The sequence below is a fragment of the Paenibacillus sp. 2RAB27 genome, from assembly GCF_052115445.1.
In the GTDB taxonomy this organism is placed as follows: Bacteria; Bacillota; Bacilli; order Paenibacillales; family NBRC-103111; genus Paenibacillus_E.
In genome coordinates this window covers 46,730-67,279 of sequence record NZ_JBFRGR010000018.1, presented here as the reverse complement: position 1 = coordinate 67,279, position 20,550 = coordinate 46,730, and the positions used below count along the sequence as shown (strand labels likewise).

Here is a 20,550-nt window from a genome sequence, read left to right as displayed (position 1 = left end):
AATCGCTCAGGAACGCAAATCATGTGTATAGGCAAGGCGTGGAGGGCTGGATATGATGGGCATGTATCAACGAAGTCGAAGGAAAGGAGACGTCAGCCAAATTTCAAAATGCGTATGTGCAAATGAATGATGAGGGGAATAGGCATGTGTTGAACATTAGAAAAAGCATCGTCGCGTTAGCTTTACTAGTTATCGTATCCCTGACCGCAGCAAGCTCAGTTGGGGCTCATTTCTCTTCGAGTGGTTATTCCGATATCCAAATAGGTTCAAATACGATGGCGTATCATCTATCTCTATTGGAACATGATCTTCTACAAATCTTCCCCGACAAAGCAGATGGGGGCGACAAGATCAGTGATAAGCAATTGGCCAGTTCCTTGGAAGCCATCGGCAAGCTGGTCGATGATGGGATCATCGTTACCGGCGATGGCAAGGTTGGCACAGGTGTCATTGTTAGTGCCAAACATGAGAAGCGGGCCAGTATGGATATGATCGGCATCGATATCCACTATACATTTGCGTCCCCCGTGAAACGATATCTCATGCAGTACAATTTCTTCTGGTACAGCGGGGTTGATCCGAATCATAGCAATTATGCGACCATTCAGGTCGGCGGGCAGACCATTGAGCAGGTCCTTGGCAGTCAGAATTATATTGTACAGATTCAAGGGCCAGGAGCGGTAGCGGGGAATCCGACCCAATCAACAACAGCAGCAAAGCCAGCAGACGATACGTCTTCCACTCCTACTGGATCTTGGCAAAGCACACTTCAGACCTATATTCTCATGGGGATGAAACATATCTGGTCAGGGCTGGATCACATGCTGTTTCTATTTGGACTATTGCTTGCAGCCGAACAAAGAGTTTGGAAAATAGTTAAGCTGATAACGGCATTCACAGTGGGACACTGCATAACCCTTGTTTTGTCTTCCTTACAAGTCGCGTATCTCTCACCTAGCATCGTTGAACCTTTAATCGCGCTTAGTATTCTCTATGTTGCTGCTGAAAATATATGGAAGAGGAAAGAGAGTGCCAGAGTCGTCGTCACGATGTTGTTTGGACTGGTGCACGGCTTTGGGTTCGCCGAGGTGCTAAGAGGGACGCTGTCTGGACATATGGCGCTGCCCTTATTCTCTTTCAATTTAGGTGTGGAGATTGGACAGCTTGTCGTGGTTGGCGTTCTGATTCCGCTACTCGTATTGATACGCCGCGTACCGCTGAAGATCAATTGGAACTTATATGCCTCGGGCATCGTTGGCGTGTTCGGGTTGTACTGGTTCATAGAGCGCATTCTTACTCAATAGATAGCAGTAGAAAATTTGCACCATTTTATAATGAGAGGGCGTTACCATGTTGGTTAAAAAGAGTTTAAAACAATTGATTTCAGGGGTCACCGTAGCTGGCATGATGTTCAGCATGCTGACACCTATGGCTAGTGCCGTTGGCAATGACGTACAGGTTAACGCTGTAGATTATTCGAAAGTACCGAAGCTATTGATAACGGAGCTTGTTCCAGATACCGCTAATGTGGGCGGCGCGGATGCTTATGAGTTTATAGAGGTGTATAACAATACGAACAAGGAGATTGAATTTAAAGATTATAACTTGGTCTATCGCAATGCAGGTGTGGATACCGTTTGGCCAGGCATGCATGATACAACCCCCTATGCCACGATGAAAATTCCTGCGCAATCCACGATTACCTTATGGGTAACGAATGCGCAAAATGGAGCTAAAACGGTAGCCGATTTCAATACGAACTTCAATACGAATCTGCAAGAATATGTGAACCTTTTCCGTGTGGATGGCGGTGGAGGCATGGCAAATACGAGTCCAAGAGCCCTCGTCATTCAAGAGAAATCTGGCAGTGATATCTCGATCGCAAGCTACCAAACTAGCGCCGTAAACGGGGTTTCGAAACCGGATAAAGGTATCCTATATCGCTATCCGTCAGACAGTACGAAGAATATGACGATGTATTCTGTCGGGGAAAATGCTGCAACGCCAGGGATTGTCGATCCCGCACAAGTTCCTCCCGTACCGCTGAACTTCTCGGAGCCTCCGGTCGTCAGCCATACACCAGTTACGCAAGCAGATCAGAAGAACGATCTCCTCCTGCAAGCGCAAATTGCCAACACAGAGCAGAACGAAACGGTATCCGCAGCGGTGTATTATCAAATGGGGGCACAGACGACCTATGATTCGGTCCCGATGACCGTAACAGGCAGTAACCAGTATCAAGCTGCTATTCCGAAGGCCAAGCTAACCGAGAGCCAACTGACTTATTATGTGCAGGCGGACGATGGTTTTAATACGGTGAGATCGGACGTTTACCGTGTTGATGTGGCACTCGATCATTTTGACTATACGAAGGTACCACCACTTCTTGTAACGGAGGTTGTACCTGATTCTACGAATATAGGCACACCGGATGGTTATGAGTTTATTGAGGTGTACAACAATTCGGATCAACCGATTAATTTCAAAGACTATCAATTGATCTATCGTTATACCGATACGGGACCAGATGCGGATGTTATTTGGCCTGCTGACAAGGAAGACATGGTCATCCCGTCTAAGGGAACGCTCGTCTTCTGGGTTATCAATGCGGGGAACGAGAATGCGACCGAGGCTGACTTCAATGCGAACTACAATTCCCATGTGGTTGAAGGCACCAATATGGTCCGTATTCACAATGATGGTATGGCTAATGGATCCAATAGAGGGATTCTCGTTGCTACAAACACAGGCATCGAAGTGTCATCCGCTTATTACGTAACTGGTGATGCCAAGGCGAATAAAGGGATCCTATATAAGTATCCACAAGACGGCGGTAAGACGATGGTTAAATACAGTGCCGGTCTAGTGGCGGCAACGCCGGGAATTGTGGAGCCAGCTCAAGCACCTGATCACACGATCATTGTGACACCAGATACCATCAAGCCTGTCATAACCGATTTGACCAAAGTGACCAGCATTGCACAATCGAACGATCTCGAAATGATCAGTGATGTCAAAGATGAAACAGCGGTAAAAACGGCAGCACTCTACTATAAGACTGAGAAGCAGTCCACGTTTAACAGAAAGTTTTTGAAAGAGAGTTTCGCGGATACGTTATACCATTACACCATTTTCTCGCCAGAACTCATTGGTAATGCGTATGTAGATTACTACTTTGTTTCTTCCGATGGTCAAAATGAGACGACAACAGCCACCAAGCGGATTGCCATAAATGGTGGTTCAGATCACTCGGCTCTGCGCCTCAATTTCAAGGACGGTGACATTGTTGCCGGGTCCAAAGTGATTAAAGGGACAGGTGAAGGACTTAGCGCAGATGACCTGAAGCTTGCCATCGATGGGAACGAGCTAACAGCTTCTACCTTTCATGCGGTTGAGCATAATGCGTACTTTGCTTTTGAAGTGACAGGCGTGAATTACTATTTCAAAAATGCCGTTACCCAGGGGCAAGATATTCTCTATACGTTTCAAGATACAGTGAATAGCTACACAACGTTGTCGACGCCGATTCAAGCAGACCGTTTGAAGGAAGGCAGCAATCTATTCGCCATTAGAGCGGGTTCGAAAGCTTCGCCTTTCGACGAGAATCCGTTGGAGAATAAAGATAATTTCGATGTGAAGAATGTACGTCTCGTTTTTGACGATGGTACCGTTATTTATGATCCCAAATATAACAATCCGGCCAAAGTGATTAAAATGGGAGATTCGTCCGGGAAACCTCCGGTTGTGGATTTCGATTTCGTTATTCCAGCAGGACTGCTGGCTTCTAAGGCTTATGTCTGGAACACACCAACGATGAATGATGGTGACCATCAGATCACAGTCAGCAATACGAGTGCAGGTACCGTTACCTCGCATGTCATCGTGGATAACTCCGCTCCAAGCATTCAACCGTCTATCGAAGAGGGCAAAATGTACCGAGGTCCCTTCACGCTGGATGCAGAAGTAACCGACCTACTTGCTGGTGTGGACAAGGTTGAGGCAACGCTTGACGAGCAACCGATCACGTTGCCGCTTGCAACGTCATCTGCACAGCTTCAAGGCGGCAAGCATGTATTCAGCCTGAAAGCGACGGATAAAGTCGGAAATGTCTCGACTCAGACGATTAACTTCGAGGTGCCAAATGAAATTCCGGATACACCTGCGCTAGTTGCGCCAACGCAAGGTGCGGCGGGCTTGAATAGCGATACGACACTAACCGTGAAAGTCTCCGATCCGATGAATGACGACTTGAACGTATCCTTCTACGGGGGATTTAAGTACGACGCCAGTACTCCAGGCCAGTTCAAGGGATACCGCAATGCTTCTGATACGGAGCCTCCGAAACAGGAGAAGCCTGATGGAGAGACTGCTTTTACCCAAGAAGATTATGAGAAAGTGAGTAAGCTCGATGGGAATTATCTAATTGATGATTCCGATGAGAAATTCCCTTACCAACGGTTTGAAGTTTCACTAGATCCAACTATCAAAAGTTCGGACAAAGTGGAAATTAACTGGAAAGGGAAATCGCTCGAAGGTCGTAAAGTGACCTTGTATGCCTGGAGTCCAAGCGGGCAATCTTGGAGTCCACTGAAGACGGTTATCGCCGGTACGGAGGATTTTGAGTTGAAGGCTGTGGTTACAGCTGGTGATTATGCAAATAAAGGCAAGATTCAGGTGATGGTACAGGATCAGATAGCCGTCGTTCAAAATAATCAGCCGGTAGAGACATCTGACTACGATTTCTCCTTTGTATGGATGTCCGATACGCAGTATTATTCCAAAAGCTACCCGCACATCTATCAACAAATCGTCAAGTGGATCGCGGATCACAAAGAAGATAATAAGATTAAGTATGTCATCCACACCGGTGACATCGTTGATAACGCGGATCAAGAGTACCAATGGATCGAAGCGGATAAAGACATGAAAGTCTTKGAAGATGCCAACATTCCTTATGGGGTACTGGCGGGTAACCATGACGTAGGTCATCAAGACAACGATTATAGCTACTATGCGAAGTGGTTTGGGGAAGATCGATTCAAGAATCAGCCAACGTACGGCGAATCCTATGATAACAATCGGGGACATTATGACCTCGTTTCCTCGAACGGTAATGATTTTATCATTATTTATATGGGTTGGGGCTATGGGGATAAAGAGATTGATTGGATTAATGGGGTTTTAAAAGAATTCCCGAATCGGAAGGCGATCTTGAACTTCCATGAATTCATGCTCGTTTCCAATAACCGCGCGCCGATGGCGGAGAAAGTGTTCGAACGTGTCATCAAACCGAATAAGAACGTTATCGCTGCTCTTTCCGGCCACTATCATGATGCGCAATTGAAAATTGATGCCATTGATGACGATGGGGACAACCAACCAGACCGCAAAGTCTATCAAATGCTAGCGGACTACCAAGGCGCTCCTGAAGGTGGACTGGGTTATATCAGACTGATGCAGTTCGATATGGCACATGGCAAAATCAACATGAAGACTTATTCACCGTATCTAGATGATTACAATTTCTATGATCCGACCGAACATCCTGGTAAAGATGAGTTCACCATTGACTTGAATCTGCAGCCAGTAACGAAACGAGTGGCTACCGACTATATTGGAGTCAACGTGTATACAGATAAGAAGATTGGAAGCGTTGAGAATGTGTTGAGCGGACAACAAGCATCTGTCGTTTGGCGCGGCCTTGCACGGAATACAGGTTACCAATGGTATGCAGTTGCCGAAGATATGTTCGGAGGCAGGGCGCAGTCGGATATCTGGAAATTCACGACTCTACCGGGAGACACCGATTCTGGTGATAGCGGTAATGGAGGCAGTGGAGGTACAGGTGATCCAGCGAATAACACGGAAACGACCATTCCAACGAATGGCGGAACAGCGACCTTGGGTGGCGTGCAACTTGTTATTCCAAATGGCGCTGTAACGAGTGCTATCAAAGTAACTGTGAATAAACTGCCAGAAGCATCATCTCTACCGATTGAACCAGCATCCAAGCTAGTCAGTGATGTGTATGAGATCAAGAAAGATACAGCTGGTGAGTTCAGCAAAGCGATCCAAATTACCTTACCTTTTGACATAACCAAAGTAGATCTAGATCAATCAGCAGTTAGTCTATACTGGTTTAATGAAACAACGCGCAAGTGGGTGCAACTAGAGAACATTGTGGTGGATAAGGTGAAGGGGACTGTGACGGGATCCGTTACTCACTTCACGAAATTTGCTGTCATGGCTACACCGAAAGATAAGCCTGTAACTGGAAATCCTGGATCAGATGGAGCCAATCTGGCTGATATTAAGGGACATTGGGCAGAGGCTAACATTCGTGAATTGATTGGACAGGGAGCGATCAATGGCTATCCGGATGGAACTTTTAAACCCGAAGGTCGCATTACAAGAGCAGAATTCGTCTCTATCGTGGTCAAATTCTTGAAGCTCAGCGATCAGGGCGGAAGAACATTCAATGATACTACGAACCATTGGGCTAAGAATGCGATTGCTACAGCGGCAGCCAATGGGATCATCTCAGGATACACAGATACGACATTCGGTCCGGATGATACGATTACCCGCGAGCAAATGGCTGTCATAATTGTACGGGCAGCACATATGAATGATAAAGGCGCAGAAGGCATGGAATTCACCGACAACGCATCTATTTCGGAATGGGCACAGGCGGCAGTAGCGGTCTTGACTTCGAAAGAGTTATTGAATGGTTACCAAGACGGCACCTTGAAACCGCAAGGGATATCAACGCGTGCGGAAGCTTCAGCCATCATCTTACGATCATTGAAAAAATAGCAACAAGTAAAGAGGCTCCTCCGTCTATGAAGACGGGGAGCCTTTTACGAATGAGTGGGAGTAGATGAGACTATCTGCGCTTGCGCTTAGCCGTGCCAGATGTGGAGCGGCCTTTGCGTCTTTTACCCGTGCCGGATTTCTTACGGCGTTTGCGTTTCGGACGGAAGACTTCCGTTACCTCGTCAGATGCAACCTTGCCTTTGCCGATAGAGCCAAGGAGTGTTTTCACCATCGGTGCCATTTGCTGAAATGTCGACATGAACTTCTGAACCTTGCCCATCGTGCCGATGATGCCGTCAATACCACCCATCCGCTCAACGAAGCCGGAGATTTGTTTAATATTTAAGCCGCTTAATGGGTTTGAAGAACCTCCAGCGGAACCACCGCCACCGCCAAGGAGATTGCTCAGGAAGTTACCKCCGCCACCGCCACCACCGGTATTGCCTCCGCCACCGCCAAATAAACCACCGCCTGCATTACCGCCGCCACCGCCGCCAAAAAATCCACCACCAGCATTACCACCTGCTGGAGGGCCGCCGAAGAAGCCACCTCCGCCTTCAAAGCCGCCACCACCGAAGGGATTGCCACTGCCTAAGCCTGGGTATTGACCGAAGCCTTCACCTGGAAGGGTTAAGCTCCTTGTTTCCACTTCAGGACGATTTCCGCCATTACCAATAATTTGTTGTCTTGGGTTGCTCACTGGGATTCACGATCCTTTTTATCAGATTTGTCTCCTACAGGATATGTCACTTGCCTACCTTTGGTATGGACGAATGTCACGGGTCATGGGGATTTGTTGCTTTTTAGCCAATTAACGCATAGAAATTTTAACGTTCTGCAATCCTAAAGGAAGGAATTGCTTAGGACGTGTCGAATGATACACAGGAGCTTAGAGAACCATGAAGCCAACATGCTTTTTGACCGGGAGTTGACAGCAGATGCAATTAAAAAAATTAAATGATAAAGCCATAGACCAGCTTTTCGAAGCTGTACTAACGTTGAAGGATATTGAAGAGTGTTACGTCTTTTTTGATGACTTGTGTACGGTGAATGAGATTCAGTCGCTGTCGCAGCGCCTTGAAGTGGCTCGTATGCTGCGCAAAGGGTGTACGTATAACCAGATCGAAGCGGAAACAGGGGCTTCTACAGCAACTATTTCGCGGGTCAAAAGGTGCCTGAACTACGGGAACGACGGTTATGTACTGACGTTGGATCGTTTGAATCGTTAAATAATTGTGGGCTTGCAAGTAGTAAAAAATCTTATAGACAATTGCACGTATATTGTGGATATGTTACAGTAAACATAATAAAAGAGAGGTGCGCTAACACCTCTCCCATACAATAGATTACCTCAATGGTGATCGGCCGCAGTTGAATGATAATAGACCTCCAAAGCCGCGAAGCTCAAGGGAGGTCTATTTCCGTTTGTTAGTAAGTATTAACACAACCAAAGTCGCAAATGTAATCATGAGCGATAATGCTTGGTATACCTCCACGGGCATCACCTCCTTAAAGAGGCTAGCCGACCAACCTTGAAACCGATTCTATTGTCGAAATTGATTATAGCATATTTTGGGATAAATGGTTGATATTTAATCGGAGCTAAAGTCTTCTAAAAGGATATTCAGAGTTAGTTGAACAGTAGAGATATCTTCAAATTGACATAGGTGACCACTTTCGTTAGCATAGGAAGATAGGCTTAGTTTGTACGGGTGGGGGAAGTTAGAATGAGGTTGTATGGTGTGCTGGTCATAAGCCATGGATCCCGTGATGAGGGTTGGGTTCAACTGGTGGAAGATGCCGTGAATGCGGTGCGAATGCCTGATGGTAAGCCCATTTATGCGTCATATTTGGAGCTCGTGGAGGGTAGATTGATACAAGATGGGATTTATAGACTAGAGGCGCAAGGCGTGACCGATATCATCGTCGTTCCGCTGTTCGTGTCCTCTGGGAGTACACATATAGATGAGATTAGCTACGCATTAGGGGTCATTGCCGAGCCCGTGCTCGAAACCGACATGGAGCGCTTAGACATACGCGCGCGAATTCACTTCACGTCGCCGATTGATGATCATCCCGATATTGCAGCTATTCTTTATGGCAAAATCGCAGAGCTTTCCGAATCGCCCCAGGAAGAGATCCTGCTATTGGTGGGGCATGGGAGTAAAGAAGATGGCTTCCACCAGAAGTGGCGCCAAGGACTTACCCAGCTCGCGGAGCGGGTTAGAACGCTAGGCGGTTTCGCCGAGGCGGATATTGCTATGCTTTTGCCGGATCAACTAGCAGAGAAGATGGCTTGGTGGGCTCGTGAGAAACCAACGTATAAGGTGATAGTAGCACCGCTTTTTCTGAGTGAAGGGTATTTTACACAGAAAGTGATTCCTTCCCGATTGGAAGGGGTCGCCTTTAAGTATCATGGACGGGCCTTGTTGCCGAGTCCGCAAATTTCCAAATGGATTGAGGGGCAGATTGCCTCCGTATTCCCATACGATGAACAGGGGATGACATTGAGTGGTCAAACGAGCACGATTGATCTATAATCCGACTTCAGGCCGGGAAGAAATGAAGAAACGATTGCCCGAAATCCTCCAGCGCCTAGAGCGCGGCGGGTTCGAGACCTCCGCTCACGCGACCATCGGTGAAGGAGATGCCACACTCGCAGCGGCCGAGGCCGTGAGTCGAGGGTTCGATCTGATCATCGCAGCAGGCGGTGATGGCACGATTTGCGAAGTCGTCAACGGCATGGCCGAAAGAGAAGGCAGACCGCCGCTGGGCATTTTGCCGCTCGGGACGACGAATGATTTTGCGCGTGCGCTCGGTATCCCCAAGAACTTGGAGTATGCCTGCGACCTCATCATTCAGCAGTATTCAACCTCGATCGATGTAGGCAAAATCAACAACCGCTACTTCATCAATATCGCTGGGGGCGGCTCGATGACCGAGCTGACGTATGAAGTCCCGAGCAAGCTCAAAACCATGATCGGCCAGTTGGCCTATTATATGAAGGGACTCGAGAAGCTGCCTAGGCTGAAGCCAATTGAGCTCTATATCAAAGCCGGCGATCGCGAGATGCATGAAGAAGTCATGCTCTTCCTCGTGGGCAACACCAACTCCGTTGGGGGCTTCGAGAAGTTAGCACCGGAAGCCAACATTAATGATGGCATGTTCGACGTCATTATTTTGAAGAAATGCAACCTGGCAGAATTCATCCGTATCGTATCCTTGGCGCTGCGCGGCGAGCATTTGAGTGATCCGAATTTGATTTATTTTCAGACGAATCATATTGAAATTAATTCCCCGGACTACGTTCAGTTGAATCTCGATGGAGAGTTCGGCGGGACATTGCCTTGCGTGATGACGAATTTGCAGAGCCATTTGCAGGTGATCGTGGATGAGTCGGGTCAGTCGATTTATAAAAAGAAATTTCTTGAGGCTTTGACCACGCCGTTTCATTTGAAGGGGCATGGAAATGGGCATGATGAGGGTGAGTAGGGAAAAAGGCGAGTGCAAAGTGCCCAACCCTCCCACTTGGAAGGTTAAAAGATGAAGTGAGGTTATTATGAAAACAAAAGGTACATCTGGCTCCGCGCCAGGTAAACATAGAGGTAGTGGCAGGTCGGAAGGAAACAGAGKGAATAGTAACAGCAAAGGGAAGACAGAAGTGCCAGCTTGGATGGCAGGCTTGCCTGTGCAAATCGGGCAGCAATACGAGGCTGAGATCATCGGGATCAGCCATGATGGCGAAGGGGTGGGCCGTGTGAACGGCTTTACCCTTTTTGTCGCGGGGGCGCTGCCGGGTGAGCGGGCGCTTGTGCGTGTGGAACATTTGAAGAAACAGTATGGGTATGCTGGTTTAGTCGAACTGTTGGCAGTGAGTCCAGATCGCGTGGTTCCCGACTGTGTGATTTATGATGAGTGCGGCGGCTGTCAGCTGCAGCATTTGAGTTATGAGGCGCAGCTGCGCGTGAAGCGGCAGCAGGTAGTTGATAATTTGGTGCGGATTGGGAAGTTGGCGGTGGCGGGTGAGCCTGGTGATAATCAAGGTCAAGGAATCATCGTTCATCCTACGTTGGGGATGGGCGATCCGTGGAGATATCGGAACAAGGCTCAGGTTCCTTTTGGGGAAGAGCGGGGCGGCCTCATCGGCGGATTCTATGCACAGGGCAGTCATCGCATCATTGATATGGAAGAGTGCTTGATTCAACATGAGGCGAACGACGAGGTCGTTGCACGTGTGAAAGAGATCGGTTCGCGCTTAGGAATTCGCGCTTATAGTGAAGAGACGGGATCTGGGCTGCTGCGCCATGTCGTCGTCAAAGTCGGCTTCCGCACGGGCGAGGTCATGGTTGTTCTGGTCACCAATGGCTCTGAAATTCCGCGTGCGGATGAGTGGATTGCTGGCATTCGCGAGGCTCTGCCTGCGGTGAAGAGCATTTGTCATAACATTAATGTGAGACAGACCAATGTTATTTTTGGGGATGAAACTCGCGTCCTGTGGGGCAGCGAGGTCATCTATGACTATATCGGCGAAGTGAAATTTGCCATTTCCGCACGATCCTTCTTTCAAGTGAACCCCGTCCAGACGGAAGTCTTGTACGGGAAGGCACTGGAGTACGCCGCTTTGACAGGCGGCGAAACGGTTGTCGATGCCTATTGCGGCATCGGCACGATCTCCCTGTTCCTGGCGCAGCGCGCGGGACAGGTGTACGGCGTCGAGATCGTCGAAGAGGCGATCTCGGATGCACGTAAGAATGCCGAGTTAAACGGCATGACGAACGTGCACTTCGAGGCAGGACCCGCCGAGGTCGTCCTGCCGGAGTGGACACGTCAGGGCGTTCGGCCTGACGTGATCGTGGTCGACCCGCCGCGCAAGGGCTGCGACCCAGCGCTGCTGGCGACCATCCTCGAGCTGCGGCCGCAGCGCGTGGTGTACGTGTCGTGCAGCGCATCGACACTCGCGCGCGACCTGCGCGTGCTGGTCGATGGCGGGTACGGCGTCGCGGAGGTGACGCCGGTGGATATGTTCCCGCATACGGTGCATGTGGAGGCGGTAGTGTCAATACATCGTGTTGACAAATAATCGGGAACGCCTAAACCAAATGTTTTAAATTTCTATATGGAAAGATTACGTAAGCTTTATTTGTCTCGACACTTGTGAAGAATTCATTAATAGTGGACTAAAGGGAGTTCAAATCTCCTCGCCTCTACTAGGAAAACCCCGATCTGACACGGTCGGGGTTTGTTTCGTCTGTAAATTGCAGACATCTAGTAGTCATCGGAATATAAGTGGTATAATTACTAGTATTTCTTGATGAGATGTCTATCGACAACAATGTTGCGAGACTTAGTAATGATTGATTGTTTAATATTGAGATTTCTAGTTGAGAGATGTATCAAGAGCACTCTTTTTTAATTTTAACCCAAGCAGGGAACGAATATGATTCGTTAAGCTAGAAGTGGTAAGCATCAAAATAGAACGCAAAAGGTCTTAATTTTGATTTAACAGGGAAAAAGTCGAGGATGTCGAATTATAATATATATTCTGTATGACATGAAATTAGTCATGAAAGGAACTACTTATGAATCGCTCCCACTATTTTAATTTTATAGAAGAAAAATTAAATGTTCTCGCATATAGAATTACTGCTAAAGGAAAATTAAACTTACTAGACTTGCATGTACACTCAGAAGATTTTTATCTAAGTCTACTAAATTTATTATTTGGATGGCAGCTTGAGAACTTAAATGCATTTAAACAAAATGTAGAAGGAATAGACTTAATAGATAATTTGAACAAGGTAATAGTTCAAGTTTCCGCGACTTCAACCAAACAGAAGATTGAAGGCTCTTTGAGTAAAAAGATTTTTGGGAAGTATTCTACATATACTTTTAAATTCATATCTATTGCAAAAGATGCTTCCGACTTAAGAGTTAAAATATTTAAGAATCCTTATGGGATTCAGTTTACTCCTAATGATGATATTTTGGACATAAATGTAATTTTGAGGAGAGTATCATCATTAGTGATAGATGATCAAAAGAAATTATATGAATTCATTAAAAAAGAATTAGGTAGAGAATTAGATATAGTTAAATTAGATTCCAATTTGGCTAGTATAATAAATATATTATCTAAAGAGAATCTTGTTAATATTGATAATGATAATCAAGCAAACAGCTTTGAAATTGAAAATAAGATAATATTTAATGAGCTTAATGCTTCGAGAATGGTTATTGAGGATTATAAAATTCATTATGGTAAGCTAGATAAAAAGTATAGCGAATTTGATAAATTAGGTGCGAATAAAAGTTATGCTGTTTTACAAGCTATTCGTAAACAATATATAAAAATATGTAGTGAACCGACTGTTGGTAGCTCGGACAGAATTTTTTTTATGATTATTGAAGAGGTTAAAGACTTGATCAATAACAGTAAGAATTATGTTGAAATACCAATTGAAGAATTAGATGTTTGCGTAAATATTATTGTTGTGGATGCATTTATTCGTTGTAAAATATTTAAAAATCCGGAGGGCTATGAATATGCTATTACCAGATAATATACATCCAGAGCATAGTATATTTTATAATGGCTCATTAGTTTTAATAGAATTACAAAAGAAGCCTGTGCAAGTGATAATGGATTTATTTCAAAATGTAAAGGCAGAGCATAGCATGTCATTTTCAATTTTCATTTTGTGTCTAGACTGGCTTTATTTAATTGATGTAGCAGAGTTAAATGACGTAGGGGAGGTTAAATTATGTTCTTAAAATCCTTGAAGATAAGTAGTGGGGACGAAATCATTCGAGAAATTATTTTTCGAAAAGGAATTAATTTAATTGTTGATGAAACCCCTACTGCGGATGACCAAAGTACAGGGAATAATGTTGGTAAAACGACAGTGTTAAAATTAATAGATTTTTGTTTAGGAGGCACGCCTTCAAATATTTATTCTGATACTGAGTCGAAACGTGAAATATATACTTTGGTTAAAAATTTTTTAGTTAGTAATGAAGTGCTAGTTACACTGGTGCTTAAACGCAATTTAGATGATGAAAGTTCTCCCGAAATAACGATCGAAAGAAATTTTTTAAGTAGAAAAAAGATAATTCGTAGAATTAATGGAACGAGTTTTACTGAGGAAGAGTTTGAGCCTAAACTATGGGAATTAATCCTTCCAGATTATTCTTTAGGGAAACCTTCATTTAGACAAGTTATTTCACACAATATGCGTTATAAAGACCAAAATATAAACAATACATTAAAAACTTTAGATAGATTTACAACTGATGCAGAATATGAAACACTTTATTTATTTTTGCTTGGTTGCTCTTTTAAAGAGGGCGAAACCAAACAAGAAATACTTTCTAAACTTAAACAAGAGAATTCTTATAGGACAAGGTTAGAAAAAAATCAAACTAAAACAGCGTATGAAGTTGCACTATCGTTGATAGAGGACGAAATAGACGAACTCAATAAGCGCAAATCCAACTTCAATATAAATGAAAATTTCGAGAGAGATTTAGATAGACTTAATGATATAAAATATCAAATAAATAAATCAAGTTCAGTTGTAAGTAACTTAAGTCTTCGTAAGGATTTAATTATTGAAACAGAAGAAGATCTCAACTCAAATTTTTCAACTATTGATTTACCTCAGCTTAGATTAATTTATTCACAGGCAACTAAACATATAAGTGGAATTCAAAAATCTTTTGAAGATCTTGTTGAATATCACAATAAAATGATTACCGAAAAGAAACGGTTTATCTCCAGTGAGCTACCAACTTTGAAAGCAAAGATTTCAAGTGAGAGTGATAAATTAAGGAAATTATTAGATGACGAGAAGACTATATCGGAGATCGTTTCTAAAAGTGATTCATTCGCAGACTTAGAAATATTAATCCTAGAACTTAACGAGAAATTCAGAAAAAAAGGGGAATATGAAAATATCATTTCTCAATTGAATGAAGTTGAGTCTAATATAGATTTTTATGATACTCAATTAAAGGAAATTGATGATGTGCTGTTTTCAGATGAATTTGAGCAAACAGTAAAAAATCAGATGTTCAAGTTTAATAAGTACTTTGCAGCGGTATCCAATAAACTGTATGGTGAGAGTTATGTTTTAAAATATGACAAGGTAATAAATAAGAATAAACAACTCTTATATAAATTTAGTTCATTTAATGCAAACTTAAGTTCTGGAAAAAAACAGGGAGAAATACTATGTTTTGATATTGCCTATACACTTTTTGCTGATGCAGAAAATATTCCATGCCTACATTTTCTTCTAAATGATAAAAAAGAGCTAATGCATGATAATCAACTTGTAAGATTAGCAGAGTTTTTAAGTGATAAGAATGTTCAGTTCGTAGCTTCAATACTAAAAGATAAACTTCCAGATGAATTAAAAAACGAAGATTATTATGTCATCAAACTCTCACAAGAGGAAAAACTCTTTAAAATTGAAGGTAACCATTCTAGATGATATTGCGAGAATTTACATTCTCTAGGATACGTAAATGTTTGTTGTCATTACATATTCGTCACACGTTGAGTGCTGTGTGTCGGTAGTGAGAATGCATTGATTTAACGCCACATTTACCTAATACGAGAGGTTCAAGCAGACAGCGTGCTTGGACTTTTCTTTTGTCCATTAGAATTTATTTTATGGTAGATATTTGAAACGATTGGTGCGATAGTATCGTAATATCATTAAAGGGGGAGGTTTAATGTTTGACTGGATTCAAAAATTTGTTAGTAGGCTTATGTTCTTTGGTTTTACTTTTTTCTTGCTGTATATACTTAGTTTTTGGATAGGAATGAAGTTAGTAGAGCCCTTTTTTAGTGGGAACTTGCAGCATCCTATCAGAAATTTATTTTATGGTTGTATAGTCGGTTCATGTTTGTCGTTTGTGATAACGGCGGTAATACATCTAGTTTATAAAAAACTCTTTAAAAGTGTAGATTTTAGTAGTTGGTTCAGAGGGATTAACTTAATTTTCTTATACCTATCAGGTTTGGCTACTGCTATTGTATCGATGAAAGCACTACTTATGAATCAGAGTCTTGTAACGGGGCAAGAGGTTATTTTCAACGATCAGTTTAGTTTATTAGGTATGGTCTTCTTTATTGCATTGTTCAATTATAATATGTATAACTCATTTGTGCTTTCTAAAGAGATAAGCACTATAGATTGGATTCGCAATCGCTTCAGGGGCATTAGAGATATGTAAGACTTAAAGAAATATATTCTTTTTTAGAAATATACTGAGTACGGTAGGTGAAACTAATATGTCAAAGACGCTAGCACTAGTTGTAGGGGTTAGTAATTATTATGACTCACAAACACCCAATCTTCCTTTTTGTATGAATGATGTTGTTGAAGTAAGGGAATCATTGGTCAATGGTTTGAATATAGCAAATGAAGACATTATCTCGCTTGGTGAATCAGCTGATGTAACGACTATGGACTTTATAGAAGCCTTAAAAAAAATGTCGAACTTAACAAGTAAAGAGGACAATCTAATTTTCTATTTTTCTGGGCATGGTGGCGGAAAAAGTGGCAATCAACATTGTCTCGCATTTACTGATGGAGCAATAAGTACACAGGCAATTATTCAGTTCCTCGAGAATGTTTCAGCTAAGGGAAAGGCGATTTTTTTAGACTGTTGCTTTTCAGGAAACTACTCTGTGGATGGTGCGTCATCTCATAATATTAATAATACTATAGATGATTTTGCAGGCAAGGGGTATGCGGTTCTCTCTTCTAGTAACTCAATTCAATCATCCTACAAACATCCTGATAAATCTACAAGCGTTTTTACGAGTTTTCTTTGTGATGCGTTTCGAGATAAACTGATAGTTAAGCAAGGGACGGTTTCATTGAACGACATACAGAAACTAGTTTGCCTATATTCACAAGTCTGGAGCTATAGAAATCCAGTTAAACAACAGCAACCTATTTTTAGAGCAAATATGGGTGGGACAATACGTTTTAAAGTACATGACTATGTGCCGTATCAACCAAACAAAATTTATGAAGAATGTGACGATTATATTATCTATGATGTCAAGCCTAGTCATAGTGGAGTTACAAAGCGATATTCAGTTGAAGTTATCTTGAAATCTCCTATATCCCTTGATGAGATAAGTAAAGTGTCGTTAGAAGTAACCAAAAAAATCAGAAGAGCAGAAGTCTATAATAATGCCGATACGCAACTATTATTATCAGAAAAAATGGCTAATATTATCTGGATTTATTTTGGACGCGATGATAGTGACATGATTAGAAAGACATATCTATGTATTACAACATGGGTTGATGATACTCAAAATAAGGATTGGTGGTATAGGGTAAATAGCGAGGATACCTTTATTATTAAAAACGTCCATTTTAAACTACTCCCATATTACGAGTCTCTAAGGAGCTTAAACCAAGAAAATATGGGTAGCCGAGAAAGAGTAATACTCGAGACAAGGGAAATGTTGGCGATTCTAATAACTCTCGCTGAGAGAATAATCTATCAGTTCAATGAGTATAAGAATGAGATTCTGTCAGAACAAGAACTAGTAGACGCTTTAGAGAGCTTTATATCAGAAGTAGATCGATATTATTTCAAAAGCACAGATTTCGCTATCCCACCAGAAGATATTAAAAATTGGAGTGAAGCTTGTTCATTATTATTTGGAACAATACACGACCTATCCTTATATTATAATAAGAAATATTTATCCCAGAGAACCACTGCTAATAGAAAAGCATGCATGGAAATGACTATTAGTCAATACTTTTCTGATGTAGAAAGTGTTCGTAAACTAGAAATAGATTTATAATGAGAAATCGTGAAAACTAATGTAATATGCTCCAAACTTGTTTCTTGGGAGTTTTATTATATGACCGTTGTTCCTCACATCTCTAATGGGAACGCGAATCTTATCGCAATTCGCTGGTCGCTCTTGAGTGGACGATACGCAATTGGTGATGCTTCCGTTCATCTCCAGACAGCATTGCGATCTTGCTCTCGAATATAGCAGTGCGGCAACGTCAACTGAGTGGCAGCAGGAATTCATCGAAGAAATTCAGAACTTACGGTCGGTAAGGCATGTTCTTATCGAATAATTGAGAGCATCGCAAAATTTTGAGCTTGTATCATGAGAATGTAACTGCACCGAAAACAGCTATTGAATAAGCTTTCCTTCTACGGTAAGATCAACGAACTTTACCTTGGGAGGGGATATTATTGAGACAACTTCAACTGCCTGTATGGGCTAAGCCATCGTTTGATGAACGTTTCAATGAGTTAGCTAAAATGGCTGGTAGATTGCCAGCAGTCGAACCATTGCGACAGAAGCAGGTTGAACTAGAGGGACAGTTAAAGCAGGAATTGGCTCCACGACTTTACCAGCATCTTCTTAACTGGGAGGAAACGTTGAATTATCGTAATGCCCTTGAAAAAGAATGGATGTATTTAGCAGGAATAAAAGATGGAATGAAATGTCTTAAGGGGATTCAGGATTTTACATCAGATTGAAAATAAATAAAGAGCGGAGATTAAGCATGGTGCTTAATCTCCGCTCTCTATTTATTTTCAGGATCTAAGTTTATCATATTCGATTTCAATTAATTGAAAGAAAGAAGATGGCTTAATATTTAGCCCATCACATAGTTCAAATATCTTGCTGACAGAAGGCTCGTTTCTGCCGACTTCAATCATGGATATGTAGGAGCGATCTACCTCGCATTTTCCAGCTAAGTCCTCTTGACTTAAGCCCTGTTTTATTCGTATAGCTTTTAAGGTTTTACCGATAACTTGTTTGATAGTTTGCTCATTATGGTTCAAAGGAAAAGACTCCTTTTAATAACCATTATGCGTATGTTATAATAACAACCAACAGATAAAGTATTCAACAAAAAGGCAATAATTAACATTATCTGTTTTATTTTTTTGATGAGTTCACTCTATTTTAGAGGGATTCAAACTGCTATTGAAAATGGCAGTTTGTCACAAACTTATTGTCTACTGTTATATGTGGTGGTGAAATTATACAAAGAAATAATTGAAAAAAAAGATCATGTGTTCCTGTAATCTAAAAGCTTATTAGGGTATTGAGATTAGTTTTATATCTCGTCTACTAGATTTTATTTTTAAGACCTTAAATCCCACCTTAGATTAGGTTTAAGAGGGAGAACTAAAAAGCCCTGAAATAATAGGAACGAGAATCATGTTGAACAAAAAGCTAACTTTTGCCAGTGCAGTCACCTAGATAAATTCACCTCCAAGCAGAAGGAAGCTCAATTTAATCATACATATGGAGGTTTACGTTCATGAAGGCAATCAGAATGCGTGTATTAGCCCTAGCAGGCGCAGTAGTATTAAGTAATTCTTTGTTATCAGGTGGGGTAGTCGAGGCGAAGTCGAGCGATGTGAGTATTCTGGCAGCCAATTCAGCCAAAGCCGCGTACCAGAAGGTCAAAGTAACTATTAATGGGGTAGACATGATTTTCAAGCAACAAGATGCCTTACTAATCAACGGAGCCACAATGGTTCCCATGCGAGAAATCTTTGAGAAACTCGGAGCTGAAATAGGTTGGAATCCGCAGACTCAAACAGTTACCGCAACCAAGGATTCGACTGTAATCGTCTTGCAGATTGGTGCTAAGACAGCAACAGTCAACGGTAAGACGGTTCAACTAGCCAAGGAAGCCACAGTCATTAATAACGCAACTCTCGTCCCTCTCCGCTTCGTCTCCGAAGCTCTTGGAGCAACAATTAAATGGGATGCTGCAACAGGAACCGCTCTTATCGAGAGTCGATCTCAAGCTGCACTACTTCAAATACTCAAAGATCGAAATGAGTATTTTAAAGGAAAGTATTCTAAACTAAGTATTGACGACCATACAATGAAAGTTGATTACTATGGGGTATTTGGTGATGGTTATTATGGACTTTATGTTCAATTGACTGAAGCTCAAGACCTCGGTGCTTTAATGGAATTACTAAAATCAGATGATTCAACTGTGCATCGCTTAACTAAACAAATTGCATATGATATTCATGATAAATTTGGAGAAGACTTATTTCTCATTTTTATACAAACAAAAGTAAACGTTGTTCCTCAACTTGCTGGAAGTCCTGTAGCTCCATTCAACCCCCAAGATTACGATATTGTGAGGGTGTTGCCGGATGGCTCATCTGATTTGATAAATAATCTTTTTGTAAATCGTTATGATTTTATTAATCGAAGGGTTGATAGTATCTTGGTGCATGCCCCTGATGGTGCTGATCCGGGTATTTTTTTTCGTGAGTCATTAGACGAAGATATCAATATGAGAAAATAATAGAATAAATAAAAAGCTATAAGTATATCCACTTCTTCGGCGAGCATTGCCAATATGATTATGGTGTAGCTTCCAGACAGATATATGAACCAAAATCTGGAAGCTACACCATGGTATTCGTCAATTGTAAAGAGGTATCATTTGAAGCCTACAAGATTAATTGTAATAACTTCTTTAAGCTTCGTGACATTGCGTCGGTTGTGAATGGAACGAGAAACAGTTTTAAGTGAAGTGTGCAATTGGGGGTACAGTTCTTTGGGATCAAGCTTCTTCAACGGTAACTATCGTAGCCGAGTTCAATAAATAACATCAACTGAACGGATAGAGCTAGAGATATATATTCTTCTAGCTCTATTTTTTTCTCTATCCGCTTCTATCGTCCATTGCT

At 42.4% G+C, this 20,550-nt stretch carries 16 protein-coding genes; 13 read left to right on the top strand and 3 right to left on the bottom strand.

The annotated features are described in order from the left end of the window. Positions 1 to 146 precede the first annotated feature (146 nt). Together AB4114_RS22335 and AB4114_RS22330 are read left to right on the top strand one after the other, a co-directional pair. Positions 147 to 1,304 carry a HupE/UreJ family protein gene (locus AB4114_RS22335; RefSeq protein ID WP_441990434.1) on the top strand — a complete coding sequence of 386 codons (1,158 nt, stop codon included), beginning with the start codon at positions 147 to 149 and terminating at the stop codon, positions 1,302 to 1,304. Positions 1,305 to 1,350: 46 nt separating this feature from the next. Next, on the top strand, positions 1,351 to 6,816 hold the full coding sequence (locus AB4114_RS22330) for an S-layer homology domain-containing protein (RefSeq protein WP_441990433.1): 5,466 nt from the start codon (positions 1,351 to 1,353) through the stop codon (positions 6,814 to 6,816). 70 nt (positions 6,817 to 6,886) lie between these two features. On the opposite strand, the gene AB4114_RS22325 is transcribed toward AB4114_RS22330, so the two are convergent. Further along, a complete protein-coding gene (locus AB4114_RS22325) occupies positions 6,887 to 7,516 on the bottom strand; it encodes an aminotransferase (RefSeq protein WP_441990432.1) in 630 nt (209 codons plus the stop codon). 238 nt (positions 7,517 to 7,754) lie between these two features. On the opposite strand from AB4114_RS22325, the gene AB4114_RS22320 reads away from it, so the two are divergent. Further along, positions 7,755 to 8,045 carry a YerC/YecD family TrpR-related protein gene (locus AB4114_RS22320; RefSeq protein ID WP_056612830.1) on the top strand — a complete coding sequence of 97 codons (291 nt, stop codon included), beginning with the start codon at positions 7,755 to 7,757 and terminating at the stop codon, positions 8,043 to 8,045. 186 nt (positions 8,046 to 8,231) lie between these two features. On the opposite strand, the gene AB4114_RS22315 is transcribed toward AB4114_RS22320, so the two are convergent. Further along, positions 8,232 to 8,318: a putative holin-like toxin gene (locus tag AB4114_RS22315; RefSeq protein WP_414813269.1), complete on the bottom strand. Its 87-nt coding sequence runs from the start codon at positions 8,316 to 8,318 to the stop codon at positions 8,232 to 8,234. 225 nt (positions 8,319 to 8,543) lie between these two features. Here AB4114_RS22315 and AB4114_RS22310 point away from each other — a divergent pair, with 225 nt between their 5' ends. The 9 genes from AB4114_RS22310 to AB4114_RS22270 all read left to right on the top strand — a co-directional run bounded on the left by AB4114_RS22310 (position 8,544) and on the right by AB4114_RS22270 (position 18,354). After that, entirely contained in the window at positions 8,544 to 9,356 is an 813-nt protein-coding gene (locus tag AB4114_RS22310; protein ID WP_441990431.1) for a sirohydrochlorin chelatase, read from the top strand. Positions 9,357 to 9,378: 22 nt separating this feature from the next. Then, a complete protein-coding gene (locus AB4114_RS22305) occupies positions 9,379 to 10,308 on the top strand; it encodes a diacylglycerol kinase (RefSeq protein ID WP_441990493.1) in 930 nt (309 codons plus the stop codon). 181 nt (positions 10,309 to 10,489) lie between these two features. Continuing rightward, positions 10,490 to 11,896 carry a 23S rRNA (uracil(1939)-C(5))-methyltransferase RlmD gene (gene rlmD / locus AB4114_RS22300; RefSeq protein ID WP_441990430.1) on the top strand — a complete coding sequence of 469 codons (1,407 nt, stop codon included), beginning with the start codon at positions 10,490 to 10,492 and terminating at the stop codon, positions 11,894 to 11,896. A gap of 499 nt (positions 11,897 to 12,395) precedes the next feature. Further along, positions 12,396 to 13,376 carry an ABC-three component system protein gene (locus AB4114_RS22295; RefSeq protein WP_441990429.1) on the top strand — a complete coding sequence of 327 codons (981 nt, stop codon included), beginning with the start codon at positions 12,396 to 12,398 and terminating at the stop codon, positions 13,374 to 13,376. Next, positions 13,360 to 13,587: an ABC-three component system middle component 6 gene (locus AB4114_RS22290; RefSeq protein WP_441990428.1), complete on the top strand. Its 228-nt coding sequence runs from the start codon at positions 13,360 to 13,362 to the stop codon at positions 13,585 to 13,587. Before AB4114_RS22295 ends, AB4114_RS22290 begins: the two co-directional genes overlap by 17 nt. Continuing rightward, positions 13,578 to 15,308, top strand: coding sequence for a DUF2326 domain-containing protein (locus AB4114_RS22285; protein WP_441990427.1), 1,731 nt, complete (start codon positions 13,578 to 13,580; stop codon positions 15,306 to 15,308). Before AB4114_RS22290 ends, AB4114_RS22285 begins: the two co-directional genes overlap by 10 nt. Positions 15,309 to 15,552: 244 nt before the next feature. After that, positions 15,553 to 16,056 (top strand): hypothetical protein, encoded by a 504-nt coding sequence (locus AB4114_RS22280; protein ID WP_441990426.1) that lies wholly within the window; start codon positions 15,553 to 15,555, stop codon positions 16,054 to 16,056. 58 nt (positions 16,057 to 16,114) lie between these two features. Beyond that, positions 16,115 to 17,656: a caspase family protein gene (locus tag AB4114_RS22275; RefSeq protein ID WP_441990425.1), complete on the top strand. Its 1,542-nt coding sequence runs from the start codon at positions 16,115 to 16,117 to the stop codon at positions 17,654 to 17,656. Positions 17,657 to 18,063: 407 nt separating this feature from the next. After that, the gene (locus AB4114_RS22270; RefSeq protein WP_441990424.1) at positions 18,064 to 18,354 is read left to right on the top strand and encodes a hypothetical protein; all 291 of its coding nucleotides are present in this window, start codon (positions 18,064 to 18,066) and stop codon (positions 18,352 to 18,354) included. A 57-nt stretch (positions 18,355 to 18,411) separates the two neighbouring features. On the opposite strand, the gene AB4114_RS22265 is transcribed toward AB4114_RS22270, so the two are convergent. Continuing rightward, a complete protein-coding gene (locus AB4114_RS22265; RefSeq protein ID WP_441990423.1) occupies positions 18,412 to 18,663 on the bottom strand; it encodes a helix-turn-helix domain-containing protein in 252 nt (83 codons plus the stop codon). Positions 18,664 to 19,148: 485 nt separating this feature from the next. On the opposite strand from AB4114_RS22265, the gene AB4114_RS22260 reads away from it, so the two are divergent. Further along, a complete protein-coding gene (locus AB4114_RS22260) occupies positions 19,149 to 20,162 on the top strand; it encodes a stalk domain-containing protein (RefSeq protein WP_441990422.1) in 1,014 nt (337 codons plus the stop codon). Positions 20,163 to 20,550: the final 388 nt, after the last annotated feature.

What these genes read in the sequence shown, in the direction of transcription:
- AB4114_RS22295 (WP_441990429.1), top strand. Translation starts at nt 12,396, where the DNA reads ATGAATCGCTCCCACTATTTTAATTTTATAGAAGAAAAATTAAATGTT.
- AB4114_RS22290 (WP_441990428.1), top strand. Translation starts at nt 13,360, where the DNA reads ATGCTATTACCAGATAATATACATCCAGAGCATAGTATATTTTATAAT.
- rlmD (WP_441990430.1), top strand. Translation starts at nt 10,490, where the DNA reads ATGGCAGGCTTGCCTGTGCAAATCGGGCAGCAATACGAGGCTGAGATC.
- AB4114_RS22275 (WP_441990425.1), top strand. Translation starts at nt 16,115, where the DNA reads ATGTCAAAGACGCTAGCACTAGTTGTAGGGGTTAGTAATTATTATGAC.
- AB4114_RS22260 (WP_441990422.1), top strand. Translation starts at nt 19,149, where the DNA reads ATGAAGGCAATCAGAATGCGTGTATTAGCCCTAGCAGGCGCAGTAGTA.
- AB4114_RS22320 (WP_056612830.1), top strand. Translation starts at nt 7,755, where the DNA reads ATGCAATTAAAAAAATTAAATGATAAAGCCATAGACCAGCTTTTCGAA.
- AB4114_RS22305 (WP_441990493.1), top strand. Translation starts at nt 9,379, where the DNA reads ATGAAGAAACGATTGCCCGAAATCCTCCAGCGCCTAGAGCGCGGCGGG.
- AB4114_RS22315 (WP_414813269.1), bottom strand. Translation starts at nt 8,318, where the DNA reads ATGCCCGTGGAGGTATACCAAGCATTATCGCTCATGATTACATTTGCG.
- AB4114_RS22310 (WP_441990431.1), top strand. Translation starts at nt 8,544, where the DNA reads ATGAGGTTGTATGGTGTGCTGGTCATAAGCCATGGATCCCGTGATGAG.
- AB4114_RS22280 (WP_441990426.1), top strand. Translation starts at nt 15,553, where the DNA reads ATGTTTGACTGGATTCAAAAATTTGTTAGTAGGCTTATGTTCTTTGGT.
- AB4114_RS22285 (WP_441990427.1), top strand. Translation starts at nt 13,578, where the DNA reads ATGTTCTTAAAATCCTTGAAGATAAGTAGTGGGGACGAAATCATTCGA.